This window comes from Xanthomonas sp. NCPPB 2864 (assembly GCF_056675615.1).
In genome coordinates this window covers 777,429-800,548 of sequence record NZ_JBWWVS010000001.1, presented here as the reverse complement: position 1 = coordinate 800,548, position 23,120 = coordinate 777,429, and the positions used below count along the sequence as shown (strand labels likewise).

General features: G+C 67.6%; 21 protein-coding genes and 1 tRNA gene. 9 read left to right on the top strand and 13 right to left on the bottom strand.

Annotated features, from left to right (window positions below; all coding sequences use genetic code 11):
• Positions 1-21: 21 nt before the first annotated feature.
• The 9 genes from AC1KVE_RS03385 to AC1KVE_RS03345 form a co-directional block, all read right to left on the bottom strand.
• The gene (locus tag AC1KVE_RS03385; protein WP_481091912.1) at positions 22-1,893 is read right to left on the bottom strand and encodes a DUF885 domain-containing protein; all 1,872 of its coding nucleotides are present in this window, start codon (positions 1,891-1,893) and stop codon (positions 22-24) included.
• Complete coding sequence (locus tag AC1KVE_RS03380; RefSeq protein WP_481091913.1) at positions 1,890-3,707, bottom strand: DUF885 domain-containing protein; 1,818 nt, start codon at positions 3,705-3,707, stop codon at positions 1,890-1,892. The genes AC1KVE_RS03385 and AC1KVE_RS03380 overlap by 4 nt, the downstream gene beginning before the upstream one ends.
• A 115-nt stretch (positions 3,708-3,822) precedes the next feature.
• Positions 3,823-5,022 carry a M24 family metallopeptidase gene (locus tag AC1KVE_RS03375; protein WP_481091914.1) on the bottom strand — a complete coding sequence of 400 codons (1,200 nt, stop codon included), beginning with the start codon at positions 5,020-5,022 and terminating at the stop codon, positions 3,823-3,825.
• Positions 5,019-6,635 carry an aldehyde dehydrogenase family protein gene (locus AC1KVE_RS03370; protein ID WP_481091915.1) on the bottom strand — a complete coding sequence of 539 codons (1,617 nt, stop codon included), beginning with the start codon at positions 6,633-6,635 and terminating at the stop codon, positions 5,019-5,021. The genes AC1KVE_RS03375 and AC1KVE_RS03370 overlap by 4 nt, the downstream gene beginning before the upstream one ends.
• A gap of 186 nt (positions 6,636-6,821) precedes the next feature.
• Positions 6,822-7,730, bottom strand: a complete 909-nt coding sequence (locus AC1KVE_RS03365) for a dihydrodipicolinate synthase family protein (protein ID WP_065031659.1) — start codon at positions 7,728-7,730, stop codon at positions 6,822-6,824.
• On the bottom strand, positions 7,727-9,040 hold the full coding sequence (locus AC1KVE_RS03360) for an FAD-dependent oxidoreductase (RefSeq protein ID WP_481091916.1): 1,314 nt from the start codon (positions 9,038-9,040) through the stop codon (positions 7,727-7,729). The genes AC1KVE_RS03365 and AC1KVE_RS03360 overlap by 4 nt, the downstream gene beginning before the upstream one ends.
• Positions 9,033-9,278, bottom strand: coding sequence for a 2Fe-2S iron-sulfur cluster-binding protein (locus AC1KVE_RS03355; protein ID WP_024937895.1), 246 nt, complete (start codon positions 9,276-9,278; stop codon positions 9,033-9,035). The genes AC1KVE_RS03360 and AC1KVE_RS03355 overlap by 8 nt, the downstream gene beginning before the upstream one ends.
• A complete protein-coding gene (locus tag AC1KVE_RS03350; RefSeq protein WP_481091917.1) occupies positions 9,275-10,465 on the bottom strand; it encodes an NAD(P)/FAD-dependent oxidoreductase in 1,191 nt (396 codons plus the stop codon). The genes AC1KVE_RS03355 and AC1KVE_RS03350 overlap by 4 nt, the downstream gene beginning before the upstream one ends.
• Positions 10,465-11,403 carry a proline racemase family protein gene (locus AC1KVE_RS03345; protein ID WP_024937897.1) on the bottom strand — a complete coding sequence of 313 codons (939 nt, stop codon included), beginning with the start codon at positions 11,401-11,403 and terminating at the stop codon, positions 10,465-10,467. The genes AC1KVE_RS03350 and AC1KVE_RS03345 overlap by 1 nt, the downstream gene beginning before the upstream one ends.
• A gap of 160 nt (positions 11,404-11,563) precedes the next feature.
• Here AC1KVE_RS03345 and AC1KVE_RS03340 point away from each other — a divergent pair, with 160 nt between their 5' ends.
• The 5 genes from AC1KVE_RS03340 (at position 11,564) to AC1KVE_RS03320 (ending at position 15,851) form a co-directional block, all read left to right on the top strand.
• A complete protein-coding gene (locus tag AC1KVE_RS03340; RefSeq protein ID WP_024937898.1) occupies positions 11,564-12,280 on the top strand; it encodes an AraC family transcriptional regulator in 717 nt (238 codons plus the stop codon).
• Positions 12,281-12,485: 205 nt separating this feature from the next.
• Positions 12,486-14,138 (top strand): signal recognition particle-docking protein FtsY, encoded by a 1,653-nt coding sequence (gene ftsY / locus AC1KVE_RS03335; protein ID WP_481091918.1) that lies wholly within the window; start codon positions 12,486-12,488, stop codon positions 14,136-14,138.
• A gap of 72 nt (positions 14,139-14,210) precedes the next feature.
• Entirely contained in the window at positions 14,211-14,402 is a 192-nt protein-coding gene (locus AC1KVE_RS03330) for a hypothetical protein (protein WP_481091919.1), read from the top strand.
• A gap of 74 nt (positions 14,403-14,476) precedes the next feature.
• Positions 14,477-15,550 (top strand): A/G-specific adenine glycosylase, encoded by a 1,074-nt coding sequence (gene mutY, locus AC1KVE_RS03325; RefSeq protein ID WP_054592579.1) that lies wholly within the window; start codon positions 14,477-14,479, stop codon positions 15,548-15,550.
• A 22-nt stretch (positions 15,551-15,572) separates the two neighbouring features.
• On the top strand, positions 15,573-15,851 hold the full coding sequence (locus AC1KVE_RS03320; protein WP_054592578.1) for an oxidative damage protection protein: 279 nt from the start codon (positions 15,573-15,575) through the stop codon (positions 15,849-15,851).
• Between the two features lie 287 nt (positions 15,852-16,138).
• On the opposite strand, the gene AC1KVE_RS03315 is transcribed toward AC1KVE_RS03320, so the two are convergent.
• Together AC1KVE_RS03315 and AC1KVE_RS03310 are read right to left on the bottom strand one after the other, a co-directional pair.
• Positions 16,139-17,764 (bottom strand): hybrid sensor histidine kinase/response regulator, encoded by a 1,626-nt coding sequence (locus AC1KVE_RS03315; RefSeq protein ID WP_054592577.1) that lies wholly within the window; start codon positions 17,762-17,764, stop codon positions 16,139-16,141.
• Positions 17,765-17,898: 134 nt separating this feature from the next.
• A complete protein-coding gene (locus AC1KVE_RS03310) occupies positions 17,899-18,231 on the bottom strand; it encodes an SMR family transporter (RefSeq protein ID WP_039523025.1) in 333 nt (110 codons plus the stop codon).
• 270 nt (positions 18,232-18,501) lie between these two features.
• On the opposite strand from AC1KVE_RS03310, the gene AC1KVE_RS03305 reads away from it, so the two are divergent.
• Complete coding sequence (locus AC1KVE_RS03305) at positions 18,502-19,176, top strand: class I SAM-dependent methyltransferase (RefSeq protein WP_046343203.1); 675 nt, start codon at positions 18,502-18,504, stop codon at positions 19,174-19,176.
• A gap of 135 nt (positions 19,177-19,311) precedes the next feature.
• On the opposite strand, the gene AC1KVE_RS03300 is transcribed toward AC1KVE_RS03305, so the two are convergent.
• Positions 19,312-19,503 (bottom strand): hypothetical protein, encoded by a 192-nt coding sequence (locus AC1KVE_RS03300; protein WP_080931335.1) that lies wholly within the window; start codon positions 19,501-19,503, stop codon positions 19,312-19,314.
• Between the two features lie 251 nt (positions 19,504-19,754).
• A tRNA-Phe gene (locus AC1KVE_RS03295) sits at positions 19,755-19,830 on the bottom strand.
• Between the two features lie 179 nt (positions 19,831-20,009).
• Here AC1KVE_RS03295 and AC1KVE_RS03290 point away from each other — a divergent pair.
• From AC1KVE_RS03290 to AC1KVE_RS03280, 3 genes are all read left to right on the top strand, one after another.
• Positions 20,010-20,546, top strand: coding sequence for a lipocalin family protein (locus AC1KVE_RS03290; protein WP_126966007.1), 537 nt, complete (start codon positions 20,010-20,012; stop codon positions 20,544-20,546).
• 138 nt (positions 20,547-20,684) lie between these two features.
• A complete protein-coding gene (locus AC1KVE_RS03285) occupies positions 20,685-21,161 on the top strand; it encodes an LEA/WHy family protein (RefSeq protein ID WP_039522095.1) in 477 nt (158 codons plus the stop codon).
• Positions 21,162-21,198: 37 nt separating this feature from the next.
• Complete coding sequence (locus AC1KVE_RS03280; protein WP_481091920.1) at positions 21,199-22,992, top strand: acyl-CoA dehydrogenase C-terminal domain-containing protein; 1,794 nt, start codon at positions 21,199-21,201, stop codon at positions 22,990-22,992.
• Positions 22,993-23,120 lie beyond the last annotated feature (128 nt).

The following is a 23,120-nucleotide window of genomic DNA, read 5'->3' as shown; positions in this document are numbered from 1 at the left end:
GTCGGCGGGTGATGTCCCGGATCAGTCGCTGGCAGCGGCCTTGGCCGCTGCTGCCGCCGACCCGGCAGCATCTTCGGCGGCATACGGCGAGACACCACCGTCGGCGATGAAGCGGTCGATGCGCGCCTCCAGCACCGGCAATGGCACCGAGCCGGTCTGCAGCACCGCATCGTGGAAATGGCGCAGGTCGAATTTTTCGCCCAGGGCGGCTTCGGCCTTGCGCCGCAGCTCCAGGATCTTCAGCTCGCCCAGGTAATACGACAACGCCTGCCCCGGCCAGGCGATGTAGCGGTCCACCTCGGTGGTGACTTCGTGCTCGCTCAAGGCGGTGTTGTCGCGCAGGTAGGCCTGCGCCTGCGCACGCGTCCAGCCCTTGTGGTGGATGCCGGTGTCGATCACCAGGCGGCAGGCGCGCCACATCTGGTAGGTGAGATAGCCGAAGCGGTCATAGGGCGTGTCGTACATGCCCATTTCCTGGCCCAGGTACTCCGAATACAGGGCCCAGCCTTCGCCATAGGCAGAAATGTAGGCGTAGCGGCGAAACTCCGGCAGCCCCTGTGCCTCTGCCGCCAGCGGCATTTGCAGCGCGTGGCCAGGCGAGGACTCGTGCAACGTCAGTGCGGTGAGGTTGTACAGCGGCCGCGACGGCAGGTTGTAGGTGTTGACCAGATAGATGCCCGGGCCACCGCGCCCGCCGGTGTAGAACGGCGCCAGCTCCGGCGGCACCGGTTCGATCGCGAAGCGTCGGCGCGGCAGCCGGCCGATGTAATCGCCCACCTTGGCGTCCACGCGCTTGGCGATCCAGGCGGCCTGCTTGAGCAACTGTTCCGGCGTCTTGGCATAGAACTGCGGGTCGCTGCGCAGGAACTGCAGGAAGGCCGGAAACACTGCCTGCCCGGCCGGTGCCTTGAAGCCGCTGGCGGCGATGGTCTGATCCATCTGCGTGCGCAGCTTGGCCACTTCCTGCAGACCGATCTGGTGGATCTGCTCCGGGCTCAACTCCAGCGTGGTGAATTCGCGGATCTGCGCGCGGTAATACGCCTGCCCGTCCGGCAAGGCTTCGCCGGCCAGCGTGGTGCGCGCGCGCGGTTGGTACTCGTTGCGGATGAAGTCCAGCAGCTTCGCGTAGGCCGGCAGCACCTGCGTATCGATGGTCTGCACTGCCTGCTGGCGCAATTGCGCCTGCACATCGGCAGGCAGCGTGGCCGGCATCTGCTTGAACGGTGCGTAGAACGGATTGGCCTCGCCCTTGGCCTGCACCACGTCGGCGATGGACTGGTCGCGCCCGGTCAGGGTCACCCGGGGCTGGCTGAAACCGCGCGCCAGGCCCGCACGCATATTGTCGGTGTGCTCGGCGAAATAGCGCGGGATATCGGCCAGCATCTTCAGATAGCGCTGGTAGTCCTCGCGCGTGCGCAGCTTGGCTTCGGCACTGAAGCCCAGGTCGCTCCAGAACGCCGAGTCGCTGTTGAACGGCATTTCCCAGGCGCGAAAATGCTGCTGATCCAGCAGCACCAGCAGCTGCTGCCGGTACACCTGGTAGCTCACCTGATCTTCGGCCGGCAACTGCGCTGCCGGAATCGCATCCAGCTCCTTCAACGTCTGTTGCCAGTACGCGGTGCGCAGGTTTTGCGTGGCCACATCGACCTTGGGCAGATGGTCGGACTGCCTGTCCTGCGTGGCCTGGTTGTCTTCATCCACCGCGCCAGACAGCTGCGCCTGCCGCCAGCGCCATTCGCGCGTGTACAGCGCCTTGAAGCGTTCCGCCGCACTGTCTTGCGTGCTTGCTGCGGGTGCAGGTGCTGCGGCCTGTGCTTGCGACACCGTGCCGCCCAGGCTGGCAACAATCAGCACGCTCAATGCGCTCGCGCGCCAGACACTGCTGGTCTTCATCCGCGTGCCTCCGGCGCCGCCTTGGCCTGTGCAATCCACTGGCGCACGCGCTGCTGCAGCATCGCCAGCGGCATTGCGCCGCCGCCGAGCACCGCATCGTGGAAGGCGCGCACATCGAAGCGATCGCCGAGCTCTTTTTCCGCCTCCGCACGCAGCGCAAGAATCTGCAGCTGCCCCAACTTGTAGCCCAAGGCCTGGCCCGGCCAGACGATGTAGCGATCGGTTTCGGACTGGATGCTGGGCTCGTCATCGGACGGATGCGCGTGGAAGAAATCCACCATCTGCTGGCGGTTCCAGCGCTTGTAATGCACGCCGGTGTCGAGCACCAGGCGATTGGCGCGCAACAGCTCGCCGGACAGCCGGCCGTAGTCGTTGTACGGGTCCTTGAAGAAACCGATCTCCTTGCCCAGGCGCTCGGCGTACAGCGCCCAGCCTTCGATATAGGCGTTGTAGCCGGCCTGCTGGCGGAACGGCGGCAATGGCAACGTCTGCGCAAGCGAGATCTGCAGGTGATGGCCCGGCACGCCCTCGTGATAGGCGGTGGTTTCGATATTGACCAGCGTGCGGCTGGCGAAGTCGCTGGTGTTGACCTTGACGATGGCCGGCTTGGTGCCTTCCGGATTGCTCTGCCAGTACTCGGCGCCGGGCGCGCTGCGTCGGAATGCCGGCATCGCCTGCACTTCCAGCGGCGTTTTCGGCAGGTGACCGAACAGCTTGGGCAACTCGGGTTCCATCGCGGCGATGTAATCGCGGTACTGCTGCAGGATCTGCTCGCCGGAGCTGGCGAAGTGGCGCTTGTCGGTGTCCACCGCCTTGCGGAAGCTGGCCAGGTCGGCAAAGCCCTGCGCCTTGGCGATCACCGTCATCTCGCCTTCGATGCGCGCCACTTCCTTCAGGCCGATCTGATGGATCTCCTCCGGCGCCATGTCGGTGGTGGTCTGGGTATGGATGGCGTAGCGATAGCGGCGTTCGCCATCGGGCAGCAACCATACCCCTTCCTGCGCACGCCCTTGCGCGGCGTACTCGTCGCGCACGAACGCGGCCAGCTTGGTGTAGGCCGGGCGCACCTGCTGCTCGATCGCCGCAAGCAACTGCGTGCGCAGCGCAGCGCGCTGCTCGGACGGCACCGCGGCGTCGAGTTTTTTCAGCGGCGAGGCGAACGGGCTCTGCTCGCCGGTCAGCGCGGCGATCTTGTCGATCTGCTCGGGCAGGCGCTCCAGCAGATAACGCGGCTGCACCAGCCCCTCCTTGGCGCCCTGCCGCGACACCGCGATCACCTGGTCGATCACCGTCGGAATCGTCTGCAGGCGCTTGATGTAGTCCTGATAATCCTTGGCGTTCTCGAACGGAAACGCATCGCCGTAACCGGCCAGCCCCAGCTGGATGCCGCCGATCGGCTCCAGCGGCATCGCATAGGTCTTCAGGTCGATGCCTTCCAGCTTGTCGCGCAACTGGCCGAGCATCATCTGCAGGCTGAGCTGGCGCTGCTCGTCCAGCGTCTTGCTGTCGATCGCTTCGAATTGCGTGAGCAGCTCGGCGGTGGCCGTGCGCTCGGCCTGCACGGCCTGAAGCGAATAGTCGCTCCAACGATCGTTGTACCGCTTGTCGCCGATGATGCTGGCGAACTCCGGGTTGTGCCGCAACTGGTACTGCCATTGCTTGTCCAGCAGCGCATCGAAGGCCTTGGCGGCTTGCTCGCCGGTTGGCGCAGCGGTGGCTGCAGCCGCCGTTTCCGCTGCCGGCGGCGCCGGCTTGCAGGCTGTGAACAAGGCGGCGGCCAGCAGGCCGATGGCGACGGGACGCAGGTGGTTCATGCAGTTACTCCAAGATGCAATGGCGGCTGTAGGAGCGCGCCTGAGCGCGACGGCTTTAACGGGACTGCCCGTCGCGCCCGGGCGCGCTCCTACGCGTGCGTGAGCCTGTAACGGCTCATGCGAACGGTTGGTCGATCGCCGGCGACGGCGGCGTAAACCACTGCGCGTCGGTATCGGTGACGTAAAAGTGGTCTTCCAGGCGCACCCCGAACGCACCGGGCACCACGATCATCGGCTCGTTGCTGGCGCACATGCCCGGCTGCAGCGGCTGCGCATTGCCGCGCACCAGATACGGCGCCTCGTGGATCGCCAGGCCGCAGCCATGGCCGGTGCGGTGCGGCAATCCTGGCAAGCGGTAGTCCGGGCCCAGCCCAGCGGCCTCCAGCACGCTGCGCGCGGCCTGGTCCACCGCTTCGCAGGCGAGCCCGGGGCGGATCGCCGCAAACGCCGCTGCCTGCGCCGCCTGCTCCAGGTCCCAGATGCGCCGTTGCGCGTCGTCGGGCGTGCCGTAGATCCAGGTGCGGGTGATATCGGAGTGGTAGCCCTGCACGGTGCAGCCGGTGTCGATCAGCACCAGCTCGCCTGCACGCAGGTGCTGCACGCCGGGAATGCCGTGCGGGAATGCGGTGGCATGGCCGAACTGCACGATGCAGAAGGTCGAGCCGTTGTCCGCGCCCAGCGCGCGATGCGCTTCGTCGATGAAGCGCACCAACTGGTCGGTGCCGATGCCCTCCTGCGCGATGCCGGCGGCCAGCCGCTGCACCAGCAAGGTCATGTCGCAGGCCTGCTGCATCAGCGCCAGCTCGGCCGGTGACTTGCACATGCGGCAGCCGTCGATGATGGCCGCGGCATCGCGGATCGCCGTGCCCAGGTGCGCGCGCAGGCCGGTGTGTACGGCAAAGGCGATGCCCGGATCCAGCGCCAGTGCATGCGCGTGGCGGTCGTCCATCACCTGCACCACCAGTGCGTACGGGTCCTCGTGTTCTTCCCACAGATGTTTGGCGACCGCGATCTTCAGCACCGCATCCAGCGAGCCTTCTTCGAACGCGGGGCAGATCAGCACCGGGTCGCCGTCCAGCGTGAGCAGCAGCGCGACCAGCCGCTCGCTCGCGCCCCAGGGCACGCCGGTGAAATAACGCAGCGACGTGCCAGCGCCGATCAACAGCGCATCCACGCCGTGCGCACGCATCAGGCGGCGTGCGCGTTCGATACGCTGTGTGTATTCCTGCGCGGCGATCGGCGCGGCGCGCTGCGTCCACGGCGTCAATTGCGCGCGCGCCTGTTCCAGCGACAGCCCGCCGATCTGGCTGCTCATGCGCCGGCTCCAAGGTCGGCGGTGCTCCATTGCCCATCGACCAGGCGCGCCACGCCACCCGGATTGCGCTGGCGCAAGTCGGCCGGCAGCAAGGCGTCCGGCACCGCGTCGTAGCTGTGCAGGGCGGCGAAGCGGCGGATCGAACCGGGCATGCCCACCGCGGTGAAGCCCGGGTGCCCGGTGCTGGGAAACGGCCCGCCATGGTTCTGCGCCGCGCTCACCGCCACGCCGGTCGGCATCTTGCTGTTGATCAAGCGCCCCACCCGCGCCCGCAGCACCGGGGCGATGGCCTGCCAGGCCGCATCGTCGCTGCCATCGGCCGCGCGGTACAAGGTGCCGGTGAGGTTGCCTTCGAATGCAGCGGCGATCTGCGTCATCTGCGCCACGTCGCGTGCACGCACCAGCAGGCTCACCGGGCCGAAGGCCTCGGTCTGCAACGCATGCGGGCTGGTGAGGAACGCCTGCGCATCCACGCTCAACAAGGTCGGCGCATGGCGATAGCCGTCTTCGCCGGTATGCCCGCCGGCAAGCAGCGCGGCGCCGGCAGCGCGCAGCGCTGCCACACCGTGTTGCACGCCTTCCACGCCTGCGCTGGAAAACAGCACCATCGGCATGGCGGCTTCGAAGTGCGCCGTGGTCGCGGCCACGAACGCATCGCCGGCCTCGCCCTGTGGCACCACCACCACCCCGGGATTGGTGCAGAACTGGCCGCTGCCCAGCGTGCACGAGGAGAAGAATTCCTGCGCCAGCGCCGCGCCGCGTTCGGCCAGTGCGCCCGGCAGCAGGAACACCGGGTTGACGCTGGACAGCTCGGCATAGAACGGCACGCCGGCCGCATCGGCGGCGGCCTTCAGCGCCAGCCCGCCCGCACGGCTGCCGGTGAAGCCGATCGCCCCCAGCCGCGCATCGCCGGCCAGCCGCAGGCCGGTGGCGTTGTCGACGTGATACAGCAACTGCACCGCCGCAGCCGGCAGGCCCGCCGCAAGCAAGCCTGTGTGCGCAAGCTGCGCCATGCGCTGGCTGGTGGCCGGATGCAGCGGATGCGCCTTGGCGATCACCGGGTTGCGCGCGGCAATGGCCGAGGCGAAATCGCTGCCGGCAATCGCATTGAAGGCGAACGGGAAATTGTTCGGGCCAAACACCACCACCGGCTTGCCGAGCGGCGCCAGATGCGAACGCAGATCGGCAGCGGTGTCGATGATGGGCTGGGTCCAGCTATAGCTGCGCACCGCCTGGGCGGCCTGACGCAACTGCCCGCTGGTGCGCGGCAGCTCGTTGCCACGCAAGCGCGTAGGCGCCGGCAATGCGGTTTCTGCATGGGCAAGCGCGACCAGGGTGTCGGCATCGGCATCCAGCGCGTCGGCATAGGCGTCCAGGAATGCGGCGATCCGTTCGACCGGTGCTGCCGCAAGTTCCGCTGCAACCGCTTGCGCTGCCGCAACCGCGGTTTCGACATCCTCCGCACCGCTGACCGGAAACTGCGGCCCGATCGCCTCGCCCGTGCTCGGGTCGGCGGCACGGAAGCTGGCGCTCGCCGCGCGGCTGGGTTGCCACCGGCCGGCCAGCAACACCTCGGCCTGCTGTGCGGGAGGGGATTGGAGCGTCTCGTTCATTGCGGCACCTTCGGTTGCATGAGGACAGACCCTGCGCACTGTGCGGCAGCGGCCGACCAAAAAACGACGAGGATGCCGCGCTGATGCGACATCCTCATCGACCCACCTCGCGCTCCGCCGGCCACCGCGTCCGCGCGTGCATCCGTGCGCGGCGCTCATCCGGTGGCGTGCAGCGCGAGCTCATCGTCAGGACAGTGTGGGCGCAGTGGCGATGGCGTGGTCGATGACCTTGAGCGCGGCCTCGCGCTCGGCACCGTCGACCACCAGGCGCGGCGCGCGCACGCGCTCGCTGCCCAGGCCGACCTTTTCCTGCACCAGTTTGATCAACTGCACGAACTTGGGCACGGTATCCAGGCGCAGCAGCGGCAGGAACCAGTCGTAGAGTTCCTTGGCCGCAGGGTATCCACCGTCGCGCGCGAGTTCGAACAGGCGCACCGATTCCTTCGGGTAGGCGTTGACCAAGCCGGCGATCCAGCCCTTGGCGCCCATGCTCAGGCCTTCGACGATGGCATCGTCCATGCCCACCAGCAGCGCCAGACGATCGCCCAGCAGCTCCTGCAGCGCGGCGAAGCGGCGCACGTCGCCCGAGGACTCCTTCACTGCCTGCAGGTTGGGGAATTCGGCGGCCAGCTCGGCGATCTGCGCCGGGCCGAAATCGGTCTTGTAGGCCACCGGGTTGTTGTACAGGATCACCGGCAGGTCGGTGGCGGCGATCACCGCGCGTACATGCGCGCCCATCTCGCGCCAGTCGGTGGAGTAGACGTAGGGCGGCAACACCATCAGCCCGCCGCAACCGAGGTCCTTGGCCGCCTTGGCCAGTGCCACCGCCTCGCCGGTCGCCAGGCTGGCGATGCCCGGCACCACCGGCACGCGGCCGTTCAATGCGCTAACCAGCGTCTTGAGCACGGCCAGCTTGTCGTCCACGCTCAAGGTGGCCGCCTCGCCCAGCGAGCCTAGCGGCACGATCGCGGTGCAGCCGGCATCCACCAGTTGATTGGCATGCTTGGCGAGGAAGTCGTGATCGATCTCGCCGGAGGCGGTGAACGGGGTGGTGATGGCCGGCAGCACGCCATGCCAGAACGCAGCAATACTCATGGATGATTCCCTTGCGAGTCGGAAGTGAACGGGTCGGCCAGCGCCGCGAGGCGGACCGGGAACAACGGCGGCCGGCGGCCGGCGTCGGTGGAAAGCGCGGGCGGGCAACGCCCCAGTTCGGCGAGCGCGGTGCCGCAGATGCGGCCCTGACAGGCGCCCATGCCGCAGCGCGAAGCGAGCTTGGCATCGCGTGCATCGTTGAAGTTGTCCAGCGCGCCCAGCGGCACGTCTTCGCAGCGGCACACCAGCGTGTCGGGCTGCGCCAGCCTGCGGATGCGTGGATCAAGCGCGAACTGCTGTTGCAGCACCCCGGCGAACGCACGCGCGGCACGTCGCCGCGGCTGCAGGCGCAGCGCAGCGTCCGGCGCGTCGGCAGCCATATGCCCGGCCATCGCACCTTCGATCAGCGCGCAATCGCGTCCGCCAATGCCGCAGGCCTCGCCCGCTGCAAAGACCTGCCGCACGCTGGTGCGCAGCAGTGCGTCCACATGCACCTGTTGATGCGCGCCGTACGCGTCCAGCCGGCAACCGAGCAACTGTGCGAGCTCGGTGTTCGGCACCAGGCCATAGCCAACCGCCAACTGGTCGCAGGCAACACGCGTGCGGCCGGCCGGCCCTTCGATCTCGATTTCACGCAGTTGCGTGTCGCCGTGTGCGGCAACGACAAAGCTGCCGGCGCGATACGCCACCGCGCGCAATTGCAGGCGCAGCGCCACCGCCTGCGCCGCCTTGCCCGGCCAGCGCCACAGCTGCAATGCGAACTGCCGCAACGCAGCTGCAGAGGTCTGTTCGTGCATGCAGAGCACCTGCGCGCCATGCCGTTGCAAGGTGGCCGCACTGGCCAGCAGCAGCGGGCCGCTGCCGGCGACCACCACGCGCTTGCCGGCCAGCGGCCAGCCCTGTTTGGCCAGCGCCTGCGCCGCGCCGGCGCCGGTGACGCCGGGCAAGGTCCAGCCTGGAAACGGCAGCAGCAATTCGCGCGCGCCGGTGGCCAGCACCAGGGCGGCGTAATGCAGTTGCAGGGAACCGTGCGGGCCATCGGCCAGCAGCCAGCCCGGCTGCGCCAGCAGGATCTGCGTTTGCGTCAGCAGCGTGATCGACGCAGCGCCCTGCACCTGCCGCAACAGCGCGCGCGCATCGGCCGGCGCGCCGTGCCGCACATCGTTGCGCCACACCTGCCCGCCGGCACGCGGCTGCAGGTCGACCACGCCCACCCGCACGCCATGACTGGCCGCTGCCTGCGCTGCCGCCAGGCCGGCCGGGCCGGCGCCGATCACCAGCACATCGAAATGCTGCACGCGCTCAGCCATCGGTGCGTACCTGCATGCCGTCGCGCGCATCCACCAGGCAGGCGCGTTGCTGGCCGATGCCATCGATGCGCACCCGGCATTCGAAACACACGCCCATGCCGCACAACGGCGCGCGCGGCTGGCCGCTGCACGACTGCCGGAACTGCAGCGTCGCCTGCGCCACCGCAGCGGCCACGCTGGCGCCGGCCGGCACCTCGACCGCTTGCGCATCCACGTGCAGGCGCACCGTCGCGCTCATGCGGCTGCACCATGCACGGCGCGCGCCGGAGCGTACGGGCTGGGGTCGATGGCCGGGGTGCGCCCGAGCAGGCTGTCCACGATCACCCGGGCGCTCCCCAGCGCCGTGGTGACGCCCAGCCCCTCATGACCGGCGGCTACCCACACATCGCGCCGGCCGGGCACCGCCCCGAGATACGGGCGCCCGTCCGGCGTGGCCGGGCGCAGCCCGGTCCACACCCGGATCGCCTGCAACTCGCGCAGCACCGGCAGATAGGCGAATGCGCGCTGCAGCATCTGCTGCAGTACCGGCAGCGACAGCGCGCGGTCGTGCTCGCCGAACTGGCGCGAGGAGCCGATCAATATCTGCCCGGTCGGCCGCGGCTGCACATTGAAGGCCACGCTGGTGGCGTCGGCGCCATGCGCCGAATCGGCATAGCCCAGTTCCAGTAGCTGATGACGGATCAAGCCAGGATGGCGATCGGTGATGACCAGATGGCCCTTGCGCGGGCGTAGCGCCAGCTCCGGCAACAACTGCGGCAAGGCCACCCCGCTGGCCACCAGCACCGGGCCGGCCAACAGCTGGCCATCGTCCAGACGCACCCCATGCGCCTGCAACTGCTCCACCTTGCGGCCGGCAAACAGGTGCGCGCCCGCCTTGCAGGCCAGGCTCACCAGATGCCGCGCCACCCGCGGCGGATACACCACGGCCTCATCGGGCACGCGCATGCCGCCGGCCAGGCCCGCCACCAGTTGCGGCTCCAGTGCATACAACTGGCTGGCATCGATGGCGTCGGCATGCAGGCCGGCCGCCGCCAGCCGCGCGATCTTGGCCGGCACCGCCGCCAGTTCGCGCGCATCGCGGGCCACCCACAGCGTGCCGCAGCGGCTGAATTCGGCCTCGCCCAGTTGTGCGAAGCGCTCCCACAGCCGCAGCGAATACGCCGACAACGCCAGCTCGGCCGGGTCGTCGTCCATCGCCACCAGGTGCCCCATCGCCGCCGCGGTGGAACCGCCGCCGATCGGCCCCGGCTCGACGATCGCCACGCGCAGCCCTTCGCACGCGGCCGCCTCGGCGCAGGCCGCGCCGACGATGCCCGCGCCCACCACGATCAGGTCGTAGCTGCGTCGCGTGGACGCTGCCGACGGCGCCGCATCGGCGGCCGGCGCGCTGCCAACTCCCTCCGATGCGGGCCGCACTTCGTCCATCAGGCCACGATGCCCCAGGCGAACGGGTCGGCCGGGTCGATCAGCAGCTGCGCGCGCGCGGTGATGTAGGCATGCCCGCTGATGCGTGGCGCAATGCCGCGCCCGCTCAGGCGATAGCTCCCTTCGAAGGCGCTGCCCAGAATGCCCTGCTGCACCCAGCGCTCGCCTTCGGCCAGCTTGCCGTCGGCGGCCAGGCAGGCCAGCTTGGCGCTGGTGCCGGTGCCGCACGGCGAACGGTCGTAGGCCAGCCCCGGGCACAGCACGAAGTTGCGCGCCACGCCGCTGCCGTCCGGTGCGCTGCCGTTGATTTCGATATGGTCGATCTCGCCGCCGGCCTCGCCGGTGATGCCGGCCGCTTCCAGCGCCAGCCGGATCGCTTCGGTATAGGCGGTCAGCTCGCGCTGATGTGCCAGGTCCAGCGCACACGGCGCCTGCCCGGTGATGAAGAACCAGTTGCCGCCCCAGGCCACATCGCCACGCACCGGCCCGTAACCGGGCACGTCCACGTCCACCTCGGTCGCGACGCGATAGCTGTCGACATTGTCGACCGATACCGTGCCGTCTTCGGCCAGTTCCACGCCGACCGTGCCGACCGGCGTCTCGATGCGGTGCTGGCCCGGCGCGATGCGCCCCAGCTCGGCCAGCGTACGCACCACGCCGATGGTGCCGTGCCCGCACATGCCCAGGTAGCCGACGTTGTTGAAGAAGATCACCCCGGTGCAGGCGCTGGGGTCGCGGGCCGGCAGCAGCAAGGCGCCGACCATGGTGTCCGAGCCGCGCGGTTCGCAGGCGATCGCGCTGCGCCACTGGTCGAAATCGCGGCCAAACCGCTCGCGGCATTGCGCCAGATCGCCATCGCCCAGATCGGGGAAGCCGGAGAGGACCACGCGGGTAGGTTCGCCGGCCGTATGGGAGTCGATGACGTCGATGGTGTGCATGGCTCATGCTCCCACTGCCGGCCAGCGGACGACTAGCGTCCAATGCGAGTTGCAAATGCGGAAATCCGCACAATCGACAACCCGCTTCACAGCCCCGCGTTTGCGCTAGGATCAATACAGGGCCGCGCCTTTCGTGCAGCCGTCAATCGTGACCGCCACCATGACGCCGATGGACCTCAACCTTCCCGCGCTGGAAATGCAGACGCTGTTCGATGCGCTGCCGGACGTGGTGTTCTTCATCAAGGACAGCGAGGGCCGCTACACCCATTGCAACCTGACGCTGGTGCGCCGGCTCGGACGCAAACTGCGCAGCGAAATCATCGGCCGCTCGCCACTGGAAGTGTTCCCGCTGCCGCTGGGCGGCAGCTACATGATGCAGGACCGCCGCGTGCTGTGTGGCGAGCTCATCGACAACCAGCTGGAGGTGCATCTGTATCCCAACCGCCTGCCCGGCTGGTGTCTGACCTTCAAGCGCCCGCTGTGCGAGGCCAATGAAGTGATTGGCGTGGTCGGCATTTCGCGCGATCTGGGCCAGCCCGACAGCCGGCACTCGGCGTACGAGCGCCTGAGCCAGGTGATGGATCACATGCAGGCCAACTTCGGCGACAACCTGCGCGTGCAGAGCCTGGCCGACCTGGCCGGCCTGTCGGTGGCGCAGCTGGAACGGCACTTCCGCCGCGTGTTCCAGGTGACCCCGCAGCAACTGCTGACCAAGCTGCGGATCGAATCGGCGATGCGGTTGCTGTACGGCGACGACAGCATCGCCAGCATCGGGCAACGCTGCGGCTTTGCCGACCAGAGCGCATTCGCGCGTCAGTTCAAGGCAACCGTCGGCATGACCCCGCGCGATTACCGTGCGCTCAAGGGGCAGTTGTAGGCGCGCAAACACACGCTGACACACCGCTGGCACAAATGCCGAATTCGGCAGCATTGGCGATACTGCGGCGATGTAGTTTGCGCAGGTCGTTGCACCGCTGTCGCGACGCGCAGGAGGTGGCACAGACAGGGCCGCGCTGAAGGCCGCGTCAAGGCGGCCCCGGGCCCGGATGGTAGACTTTCTGGTTTCCCCTACCGCGTTGCCAATGGCCAGCTTTTTCCGCCGTAACAAGCCCACCACGCCCGACAGCGCGCGTACCTCGCGCTATAGCCTGGAAGAACTGGCAGCCGCATTCCCCACCGCGCCGTCTGCCGCCACCCCGGCATCGCCGGTCGAGGCAATGCCGACTGCCGAACCTGGCACATCGGCCACACCAGCATCACCCGCGCCTGCCGCACCGGCGCGCAGCGATGCGGTAACGCCGACGCCCGCCGCAACGCCGCCTGCCGCGGCACCGGCCGACCAGCTTGCCCAGGACATCGCCACACGCACTGGCCAGGCGCAGAGCGTTGCCGCAGTCCCCAATGCACCCACGCCGCCGGCCACGCCGGCGCCTGCGGCCTTGCAGGCGCTGCCCGATCCGCTTCCGTCTGCCGCGCCGCACGCTCCCACGGTAGTGGTGCCGCCACCGGTGGTCGTGCCGCCGCACAGCGTACCCGCGCAGCCGGCAGGCACGCCTGCGCCGACGCCTGCACAAGGCGCCGCGCCCGCCGTCGTACCGTCGACTGCAACGCCTGCTGCCACGCCTGCTGTGGTTACACCCGCTGTCGTGACACCTGCCGCCGCAACAGCTGCGCCCACAGTGCAACCGGCCGTCGCCCCGTTGCCCACCGCCGCGCCCAACGTCGTCGCCCCGGCCGTGATCAGCGCCCCAGTGCCGGCCAGTTCCGACAACGACAGCATCAACGGCCAGCGCGATGCGCTACCGGCCGCCCCGGCCGGCAAGCCGGGCTGGCGCGACCGTCTGCGCAACAGCAGCTTCGCGCGCAGCTTCGGCGGTCTGTTCTCGCGCAACCCCAAGCTCGACGACGACCTGCTCGACGAGATCGAAACCGCGCTGATCACTGCCGACGTCGGCATCGGCGCGACCACCGCCCTGGTCGAAGGGCTGCGCAAGCGCATGAAGTCGCGCGAGTTCGCCGATGCGCAGGCGATGTTCAAGGCCTTGCGCGCCGATCTCATCGCGCTGCTGCAGCCGGTTTCCAAACCGTTGGTCATCGACCGCTCGGCCAAGCCCTTCGTGGTGCTCACCGTCGGCGTCAACGGCGTCGGCAAGACCACCACCATCGGCAAGCTGGCCAAGCGCTTCAAGGACGACGGCAACAGCCTGATGCTGGCCGCCGGCGACACCTTCCGCGCCGCGGCGGTGGCGCAGCTGCAGGCCTGGGGCGATCGCAACGGCGTGGCCGTGATCGCGCAGGGGCAGAATGCCGATGCCGCCTCGGTGGCGTTCGACGCGCTGCAGGCCGCCAAGGCGCGCGGCACCGAGGTGTTGATCGCCGACACCGCCGGCCGCCTGCACACCCAGACCGGGCTGATGAACGAGCTGGGCAAGATCCGTCGCGTGCTCGGCAAGATCGATGCCGCCGCACCGCACGAGGTGCTGATGGTCATCGACGGCACCACCGGTCAGAACGCCATCTCGCAGCTGCGCCAGTTCCATGCCGCGGTCGGCGTCACCGGCCTGGTCGTCACCAAGCTCGATGGCACCGCCAAGGGCGGCGTGGTGTTCGCACTGGCGCGCGAGTTCGGCATTCCGATCCGCTTCGCCGGCATCGGAGAGCGCCCGGAAGATCTACGCGTGTTCGACCCGGTCGCCTTCGTCGATGCGTTGTTGCCGGAAGCCCTGGGCAGCTGAGTGGCAGAGGCCTGCCCGCATCTGCAAGCGCTGTGCGCGCAGGCGCTGCAGTTAGGCTGCACGGTGCGGGACGTGTCCGGCGACTGGTCGCGCGCCAAGCGTGTGCTGGAGTTCGCCCAGCCGTTGCCGGCGGCGTTGCGCAAGCAGGCGCGGCGCCATGCAGAGCTGGTTCATTACCATGCACCGGCCGCACCGCACTGGCCTGGCGATGAAGGCTTCTTCTGCGACCAATGCCGGGTTGGACTTGCGTTTCCGCTGCACTGATCGGCCTACCGCCATACGCGCACAGCCGGGCGTCATCCGCCCGCCGTCATCGCCCTCCTTCGCCAGCAGACCCCATGCCAGCCGATCACGCCACTGCCACCGCTGACGCCTTCGTCGACCGCCTGCTGCACTGGTTCGACGGCCACGGCCGCCACGACCTGCCCTGGCAACATCCGCGCGCGCCTTACCGGGTGTGGTTGTCGGAAATCATGCTGCAGCAGACCCAGGTTGCGGTGGTCATTCCGTATTTCCACAAGTTCGTCGCCCGCTTTCCGACCCTGGCCGACCTGGCCGCAGCCGACAACGACACCGTGATGGCGCACTGGGCCGGGTTGGGCTACTACGCACGCGCACGCAACCTGCATGCCGCAGCCCGGCAATGTGTCACCCTGCACGATGGCGAGCTGCCACGCGATGTCGATGCCTTGCTGGCGTTGCCCGGCATCGGCCGCAGCACCGCCGGCGCGATCCTCAGCCAGGCCTGGAACGACCGCTTCGCGATCATGGACGGCAACGTCAAACGCGTGCTGACGCGCTTCCACGGCATTGCCGGCTACCCCGGCCTGCCGGCGATCGAAAAGCAGTTATGGCAACTGGCGACGACGCATGTGGCGCAGGTGCCGGCCGGCCGCCTGGCCGACTACACCCAGGCGCAGATGGATTTCGGCGCCACGCTATGCACACGCGCCAAACCGGCCTGCGTGCTGTGCCCGCTGCAGGACGATTGCGTGGCGCGCCGCGATGGACTGGTGGAGGCACTGCCCACGCCCAAGCCCGGCAAGGCGTTGCCCGAGCGCGAAGCCACCGCCTTGCTGCTGGAAAATGCTGACAGGCAGATCCTGCTGCAGCGCCGCCCACCGACCGGCATCTGGGCCTCGCTGTGGACGCTGCCGCAGGCCGAGACCGACAGCGGCATGCGCGCATGGTTCGACAAACACATCGATGGCAACTACGACCGCGCCGACGAACTGCCGCTGATCGTGCACACCTTCAGTCATTACCGGCTGCATCTGCAGCCCTTGCGCCTCGGCAAGGTCGCACTGCGCCCGGCGGTACGCGACAATGACGACCTGCGCTGGGTCGCCCGCGCCGATCTCGCATCGCTGGGCTTGCCGGCGCCGATCCGCAAACTGCTCGACGCCCTCTAGGCGCGCACTCAAAGGAATCCGCATGTCCCGCACCGTGTTCTGCCAGTACCAGCAATGCGACACCGAAGGCCTGGATTTTGTGCCGTATCCCGGCGAGCTCGGCCAGCGCGTGTTCGCGCAGATCGGCAAGAGCGCATGGCAGGCCTGGCTGGCGCATCAGACCATGCTGATCAACGAAAACCGGCTGTCGCCACGCGACCCCAAGCACCGCGCATTTCTCGAAGCCGAATTGCGGAAGTTCCTGTTCGAACGCAACGCCGACAAGCCGGATGGCTATGTCGCGCCGATGAGCGAAGAGTAAGCACGTCAGGATTCAGCCCGGCCAACAGACCACTGCGCTCACTGCCGGACAGGCGCGGCCTGTGACCGGGATCGGCGTGCATCACATCTGCCCTCCAGATCATGCGCAACACTTCCTTCGGGCCGGGCACTGCTGGCCGCGGCTTTAGCCGTTGTCAGACAGGACAGAGCGAGCGCAGCGAAGGATAGGCCTGCAACGCAGCAGCCGCTACACGACCGCAGCGACCATCTGCAGGCGACTTCAGGGCATCGCACCGCCCTGAATCGCACCGCCCGAATGCGTGCGCCTCAACCGACGCCGGTCGGCCCGTCCAGCAGCATGCGGATCCGCTTGAGCAGCTCCTTCTGCGTATACGGTTTGTTGACCACGTCGAACTCCGCGCCGCCCACGTCGGTGCGCTGAATGCTGGCATCGGCATAGCCGGTGGTCAGCAGGACCTTGATCCTGGGCAGCATGCGCCGCGCCTCGCGGGCCAGCACCACGCCATTCATGCCGCCGGGCATGATCAGATCGGTGAACAGCGCATCCACTTCCGCATGCTGCTCGAGTAACTCGATCGCCTCGCGCCCGCTGGCTGCAGAGAGAATGCGGTAACCGGCGTTTTCCAGGAACATCCTGGCCACCACCGCCACGTCCTGCTTGTCTTCCACCACCAGGATGGTTTCGCTGCCGCCCTTGTCGATGGCACGGCTCTTGACGGCCTGCAGGTCGTTCTCGAACTCGTTGGATGCGGGGAAATACAACCGCACCGTGGTGCCTTCGCCCACTTCGCTGTAGATGCGCACGGTGCCGCCGGACTGCTTGACGAAGCCGTACACCATCGACAGACCCAGGCCTGTGCCCTGCCCCTCGTCCTTGGTGGTAAAAAACGGCTCCATGACGCGGCTGGCCACCTCCGGCGGCATGCCCAAGCCCGTGTCGCTGACGGCAATGCTCACATAGCGACCCGGCGCCAACTGGTGGTGCATGGCCAGATCGTGGCTGGTGATTTCCACGTTCTGGGTCTGCACGGTCACTTCCTTGCGCTCGGACTGCGCCATCGCATCGCGCGCATTGATCAGCACATTCAACAGCGCCACTTCGGCCTGGGTGGTGTCGATCTGGCAGTTCCACAGCCCCTCTTCCAGCGACTGCCGCAGGCTGATGCCGCCCCCCAGCGTGCGCTCGGCCATGTTGTTCATGCCCGACACCAGGCCATTGAGATTGACCACCCGCCCCCGCAATTTCTGCTTGCGCGAAAACGCCAGCAATTGCTGGGTCAGGGTGGCCGCCTTGGCCGCGGCCGTTGCGGCATGTTCGGCGCTGAAGGCGATGCGTTCGGCATTCCTGGCGGCATCGCCGGAGACCATCATCTGGATCACTTCCAGATGCCCGGACATCACCTGCAGCAGATTGTTGAAATCGTGCGCGATGCCGCCGGTCAACTGCCCCAGCGCTTCCATCTTCTGCGCCTGGCGCAAGGCGTCCTCGGCATCGCGACGACGACTCACGTCCAGCTGCGAACCAAAGAAGTAGACCAGGTTGCCTTGCTCGTCGAACACCGGCGAGACGAACAGCGCGTTCCAGAACGAGGAGCCATCCTTGCGGTAATTCAGCACCTCGGTGGCGAATTCGCGGCGTTGCTCGATGGACTCGCGCACGTCCTGCACGCTGGCCGGATCGGTTTCCGGGCCCTGCAGGAAACGGCAGTTGTTGCCGATGATCTCCTCGGACGAATACCCGGTCATTTCCAGGAATGCCCGGTTGGCGAACACGATCGGATTGTCGGGCAGGTGCGGGTCGGTGACCGTCATCGGCATCCGCGTGGTTTCCACCGCGGCAAAAAAGATATCCGAGCGATGCTTCTCCACAGGCAGGCTGCGAGATTCGCTGATATGAGGCGCCCGCAGCTCTCCGTTACCAGGATCGTTCAAGTGCATGTTCTCCGCGGGGCCATTCCCGTGGCGATAGTCTAGTTGGGGCCGGTGAGTTGATTCCTCACATCCATGAGCCTATCCCGTACGGCCGCGCCCGCCGATGCAACCCGGCGTGCGGCAGGCAGCACGCGCTAATGTGGCGCCACCTTGGAAAACACGTTGATGACCACCGCACCGGCCACGATCAGGCCCATGCCCAGCAGCGCCGGCGCATCCAGCCGTTGTCCGTGCACGGCCCAGGCCACCAGCGAAATCAACACGATGCCCGCGCCCGACCACATGGCGTAGGCGATGCCGACCGGGATCACGCGCAACGTCAGCGCCAGGAAATAGAACGAAATGCCGTAGCCCAGCACGGTGAGCAGCGATGGCCACATGCGCGTGAAGCCTTCGCTCGATTTGAGCGCCGCCGTGGCGGTGACTTCTGCGCAGATCGCGATTGCCAGGAATATCCAGTTCTTCATCGCCGCACCTTGCCCGTGGAATGCGGCGACCATAGCCGCAGGCACCGGCTTGCTTGCAAGCGCGTCGCTGTGCGCCATTGCCTGCGCCGTCGCTTGCTGAAAGCAGGCTAATGAAGGCACGGCGGGCGAGCATTGGCAGGCAGGAGCATCGGTCGTTTTACCGTAGCATGCGCAGGCAGCAAGCAGCTCTTGCGCTTCATTCGGCCGTTCTGGCGCCGTTGCGCGCGTCTTTCCAGCCAGCGCAGGCTCTGGCAATCATGCGATGCCACCATGCCGGGCTACCAGACCCAGATTCACGAGTTGACCTTCGGGCAACTGACCTACGTCATCCGCGCACTTGCCGACAAACAGCAATACGCCGATCCGGACGAGAGTGCGGCCGATGCCGGCATCTCCTCGGCGCAGTGGAGCCTGTTCGGACAGGTCTGGCCTGCCGGCCAGCTACTGGCCGAAGCAATGGCCACGCGCCCGATCGAAGGCCGGCGCATTCTCGAACTCGGCTGCGGCCTGGGGCTGGCCAGCCTGGTGTTGCGCCGGCGCGGCGCCGACGTGGTCGCCAGCGATCATCACCCACTGGCAGAGGTGTTCCTGGCGTACAACGCCGCACTCAACTCCCTGGACTCGGTGCCGTATCGCCGGCTCGACTGGGACGCCGGCGCGCTGAACATGGGCCAGTTCGACATGATCATCGCCAGCGACGTGCTGTACGAAACCCGCCACGCCACCATGTTGGCCAGCCTCATTCCCGCGCTGGCCAGGCCTTCGTGCGAGATCGTCATCAGCGATCCGGGCCGCGGCAACGCCAACGCGCTCTCGCGCATGCTGGCGGACATCGGGTTTTCGTTGGTCGCCGGCGAACGCCAGGCCGCAGCGCAGGTGGCCAAGGCGCCGCGCCTGTTCGTCTACCGGCGCAACATGGACAACTGGTGGCCCGCAGAGGGTTAAGTGTCTCTGCCGCGTGACTCGGGTGCAGACGTATCGGCAGACAGCGCGATCGGCCTGCACGGATCGGCCTTGCGCTTCTGGCGCCCGCTCATGCGCATCGGCGGAGCCTGGCGCCGCAGAGCGGGCGCCAAGTCGTCAGAGCCGGTATTCCTTCGGGTCCAGAAACTCGGCAAGACAGGAACCCACGCGCAGTGCCTGCTCGCGCGCATCGCCGCGGTATTCGCCCTGCCCTGCGCCTTCGATCGTGGCGATCGGCGAAGGATGGTCGCGGTGATACACGAACGCCGTCGACGACCACTGCGTCTGCCCAGGGGCCTGACTTTCCATCGTTTCCACGCGGAACTCACCGCAGTAGCCGTGAATCAACGTGCGTCGAAGTGTTCTGTGCGTCATGCCCGGAAGTATCGCCACGCGCAGTTGAAGACCACGTGGAAAACCGCCGCCGCAGGCGCCAGGTCTGCCGGCAAACGCAACAAGTCCATCCGCAGCAGTCGCCGCAACGTGGCATCGACAAAACAAGGAAGAGAGTGTGCACATCCGGCGATTGCCGGGACGCCTTGCGAACGAAGGCGTGGAAATGGTGGCCGAGGACGGAATCGAACCGCCGACACGGGGATTTTCAATCCCCTGCTCTACCAACTGAGCTACTCGGCCACTATCGCAACATGCTGCCTGCGTTGCGAGGACGCGCATCATAGCGAGCAGGCGCAGTTTGAGCAAGCGTTGCGATGAACTTTGTTGCGGGCCGGCGCGGCGACCGCGCTTTCCTGCATCGGTTCACACCGCGCGGAAGGCAGCATGGCCTAGCCTGCGCAGGTCCCGAGGAGAATGTCATGCGCCTGCCCTGCCTGCTGTTGTCGTTCGCCTTGCTGCTGCCGTTGATGGCCGCGGCCCAACAGCCGGTACGCGCAGTGCCGCAACTGGACATCTCCCGCTACGCTGGGCAGTGGCACGAGATCGCGCATCTTCCGGTGTCGTTCCAGAAGAAGTGCCGCAGCGACATCACCGCCAGCTACACCTTGCGCGACGATGGCTTGATCGGCGTGCGCAACGGCTGCCGCAGCGCCGATGGCGAGCTGACCCAGGCCGAGGGAGTGGCACGGCCGGTCGAGGGCCGGCCCGGGCAGCTGCAGGTGCGCTTTGCGCCGGAGTGGCTGAGCTGGTTGCCGCTGGTGTGGGCCGACTATTGGGTGATCGCGCTCGACCCGGACTACCAATGGGCGGTGGTCGGCGAGCCGGATCGCAAATACCTGTGGATCCTGTCGCGCTCGCCACAGATGCCGCGCGCGCAGTTCGAGCAACTCAAGCGTCAGGCCACGCAGATGGGCTATGACCTGTCGCCGCTGATCGTGGCTGCGCCCTTGCGTTGACGCCAGCAGCCTGAACGCAGGCCGTGCCGCGTGATGTGCCGCAACGCCTGCATACGGACACGCCGCAAGGCAGCAAGGCAGCGTCCGTACTGCGTAGTATTCTTGGCGCCGCCTTACACCCGCCAAGGACCTCAGTACATGCGTCGTGCCTACCGTCTCCTGATCGTGTCGCTGGCCTGCGGCCTGCTGCTGAGCGCCTGCGGCGGTGCGGTCCGCCGCGTGTCCGAGCCAGCCGCCAGCATCCAGCAACTGACCGTGCGTGCCGATGGCTCCTGGTCGGTCGATCTGCGGCTGCAGAACTACAGCAGCATCCCGATGCAGTTCGAGCGCGTGGCGCTGGAGATTTCCGCCGGCGATCAGCTGGCCGGCAAGCTCGACCAGAGCGTCGGTATCTCGATCGGCCCGGAAACTGCCGACGTGGTGACCGTCAGCGTGCAGCCGACCTCGCTGGGCCGCCTCACCGTGGCCGATGTGCTCGCCGGCGGCCGCTCGCTGCCTTACTCGCTCAAGGGCACGGTGTGGGCGACGCCGCAGGATAAGAAGCAGCGCGATTTCAGCGTCGAATCACGTAACACGCTCAGCCCGGCCCCCGGCCTCAACGGCGTGCTGCGCTGACGCGCACGCCTTCCCGCACTCGTTTGAAGGATCCCGCATGAGCAGCTACACCGCCCCGCTGACCGATTTCCGCTTTGCCCTGCACGACGTGCTCGGCGCGCAGGCCCTGTTCGCCCGGCTCGGCTATGCCGACGCCAGCACCGACATCATCGACGCCGTGCTCGAAGAAGCCGGCCGCTTCACCGCGCAGGTGCTGGCGCCGCTCAACAGCATCGGCGACGAAATCGGCTGTGCCTTCGACAAGAGCACCCATGCGGTGACCACCCCACCCGGCTTCCGTGCGGCCTACGACCAGTTCGTGGAAGGCGGCTGGAACGGGCTCACCGCCGAGACGCAGTTCGGTGGCCAGGGCATGCCGCACACGCTGGGCGTACCGTTGAGCGAAATGATCAACGCCGCCAACCTGGCCTGGGGCAACTTCCCGCTGCTGTCGCACGGCGCGATGGAAGCGCTGCGCCAGCACGGCGAAACCTGGCAGCAGGATGTCTTCCTCAAGCCACTGATCGACGGCCGCTGGACCGGCACCATGTGCCTGACCGAGCCGCATTGCGGCACCGACCTGGGCCTGCTCAAGACCCGCGCCGAGCCCAACGCCGACGGCAGCTATGCCATCACCGGCACCAAGATCTTCATCACCGCCGGCGAGCACGACCTCACCGACAACATCGTGCATCTGGTGCTGGCCAAGTTGCCGGACGCACCGGCCGGCGCCAAGGGCATCTCGCTGTTCGTCACCCCCAAGTTCAAGGTGGACCGCGACGGCAACGTGGGCGAACGTAATGCGCTGCACTGCGGCTCGATCGAGCACAAGATGGGCATCAAGGGCTCGGTGACCTGCGTGATGAACTTCGAAGGCGCGCAAGGCTATCTGGTCGGCCAGCCGCACAAGGGCCTGCAGGCCATGTTTACGATGATGAATACCGCGCGCCTGAGTGTGGGTCTGCAGGGCATCGGCCTGTCCGAGCGTGCGTATCAGAACGCGCTGCGCTACACCCGCGAGCGCCTGCAGTCGCGCGCGCTCAGCGGTGCCAAATTCCCCGACAAGCCGGCCGACCCGATCATCGTGCACCCGGACGTGCGCCGCATGCTGCTGACCATCAAGTCGCTGACCGAAGGCAGCCGCCTGCTGGCGCTGCACGCGGCCAGCCTGGTCGATGTGGCCCACCGCGGCACCTCCGAGCAGGAACGCGCCGATGCCGAGACCCTGGTGAGCTTCCTCACCCCAATCTCCAAGGCCTGCCAGACCGAGTGGTCGATCGAGAACACCTACCACGCGCTGCAGTGCTTCGGCGGCCACGGCTATATCCGCGAATACGGTATGGAGCAGCTGGCCCGCGACGCGCGCATCACCACCATCTACGAAGGCACCACCGGCATCCAGGCGCTGGATCTGATCGGCCGCAAGACCGCTGCCAGCCAGGCGGCGGGACTCAAGCTGTTCCTGGCCGATGTGGAAACCTTCGCCAATGCGCAGGAAGGCAATGCCGCGCTGGCCGAGTTCATCAAGCCGCTGCGCGACAAGTGCAGCGAGTGGGCGATGCTGACCCGCGACGTGCTCGATCGCGCCGCCCGCAACCCGGACGAACTCGGTGCCGCCAGCTACGACTACCTGTTCTATTCCGGCTATGTGTTGCTGGCGTACTGGTGGGCGCGCAGCGTGGCCGCTGCCGATGCTTCCGCGCACAGCGAGGAGTTCAAGCGCGCCAAGCGCGAAACCGCCCGCTTCTACTTCGCACGCATGTTGCCGCGCACGCTGACCCATGCCGCCACCATCCGCAGCGGCGCAGCGCCGTTGATGACGCTGGAAGCGGAATTGTTCGGCGAAGCCTAAGCAAGCGTCATCATCGCGGTGGGCTGCCGCGGTCGTAGCAGCGGACATGGCCGCGACGAGGTGGTACCGATCGGCAAGACGTCGCGCCCGGGTGCGCTCCTACGGCAACACCGCAGGATTTCCGCCGC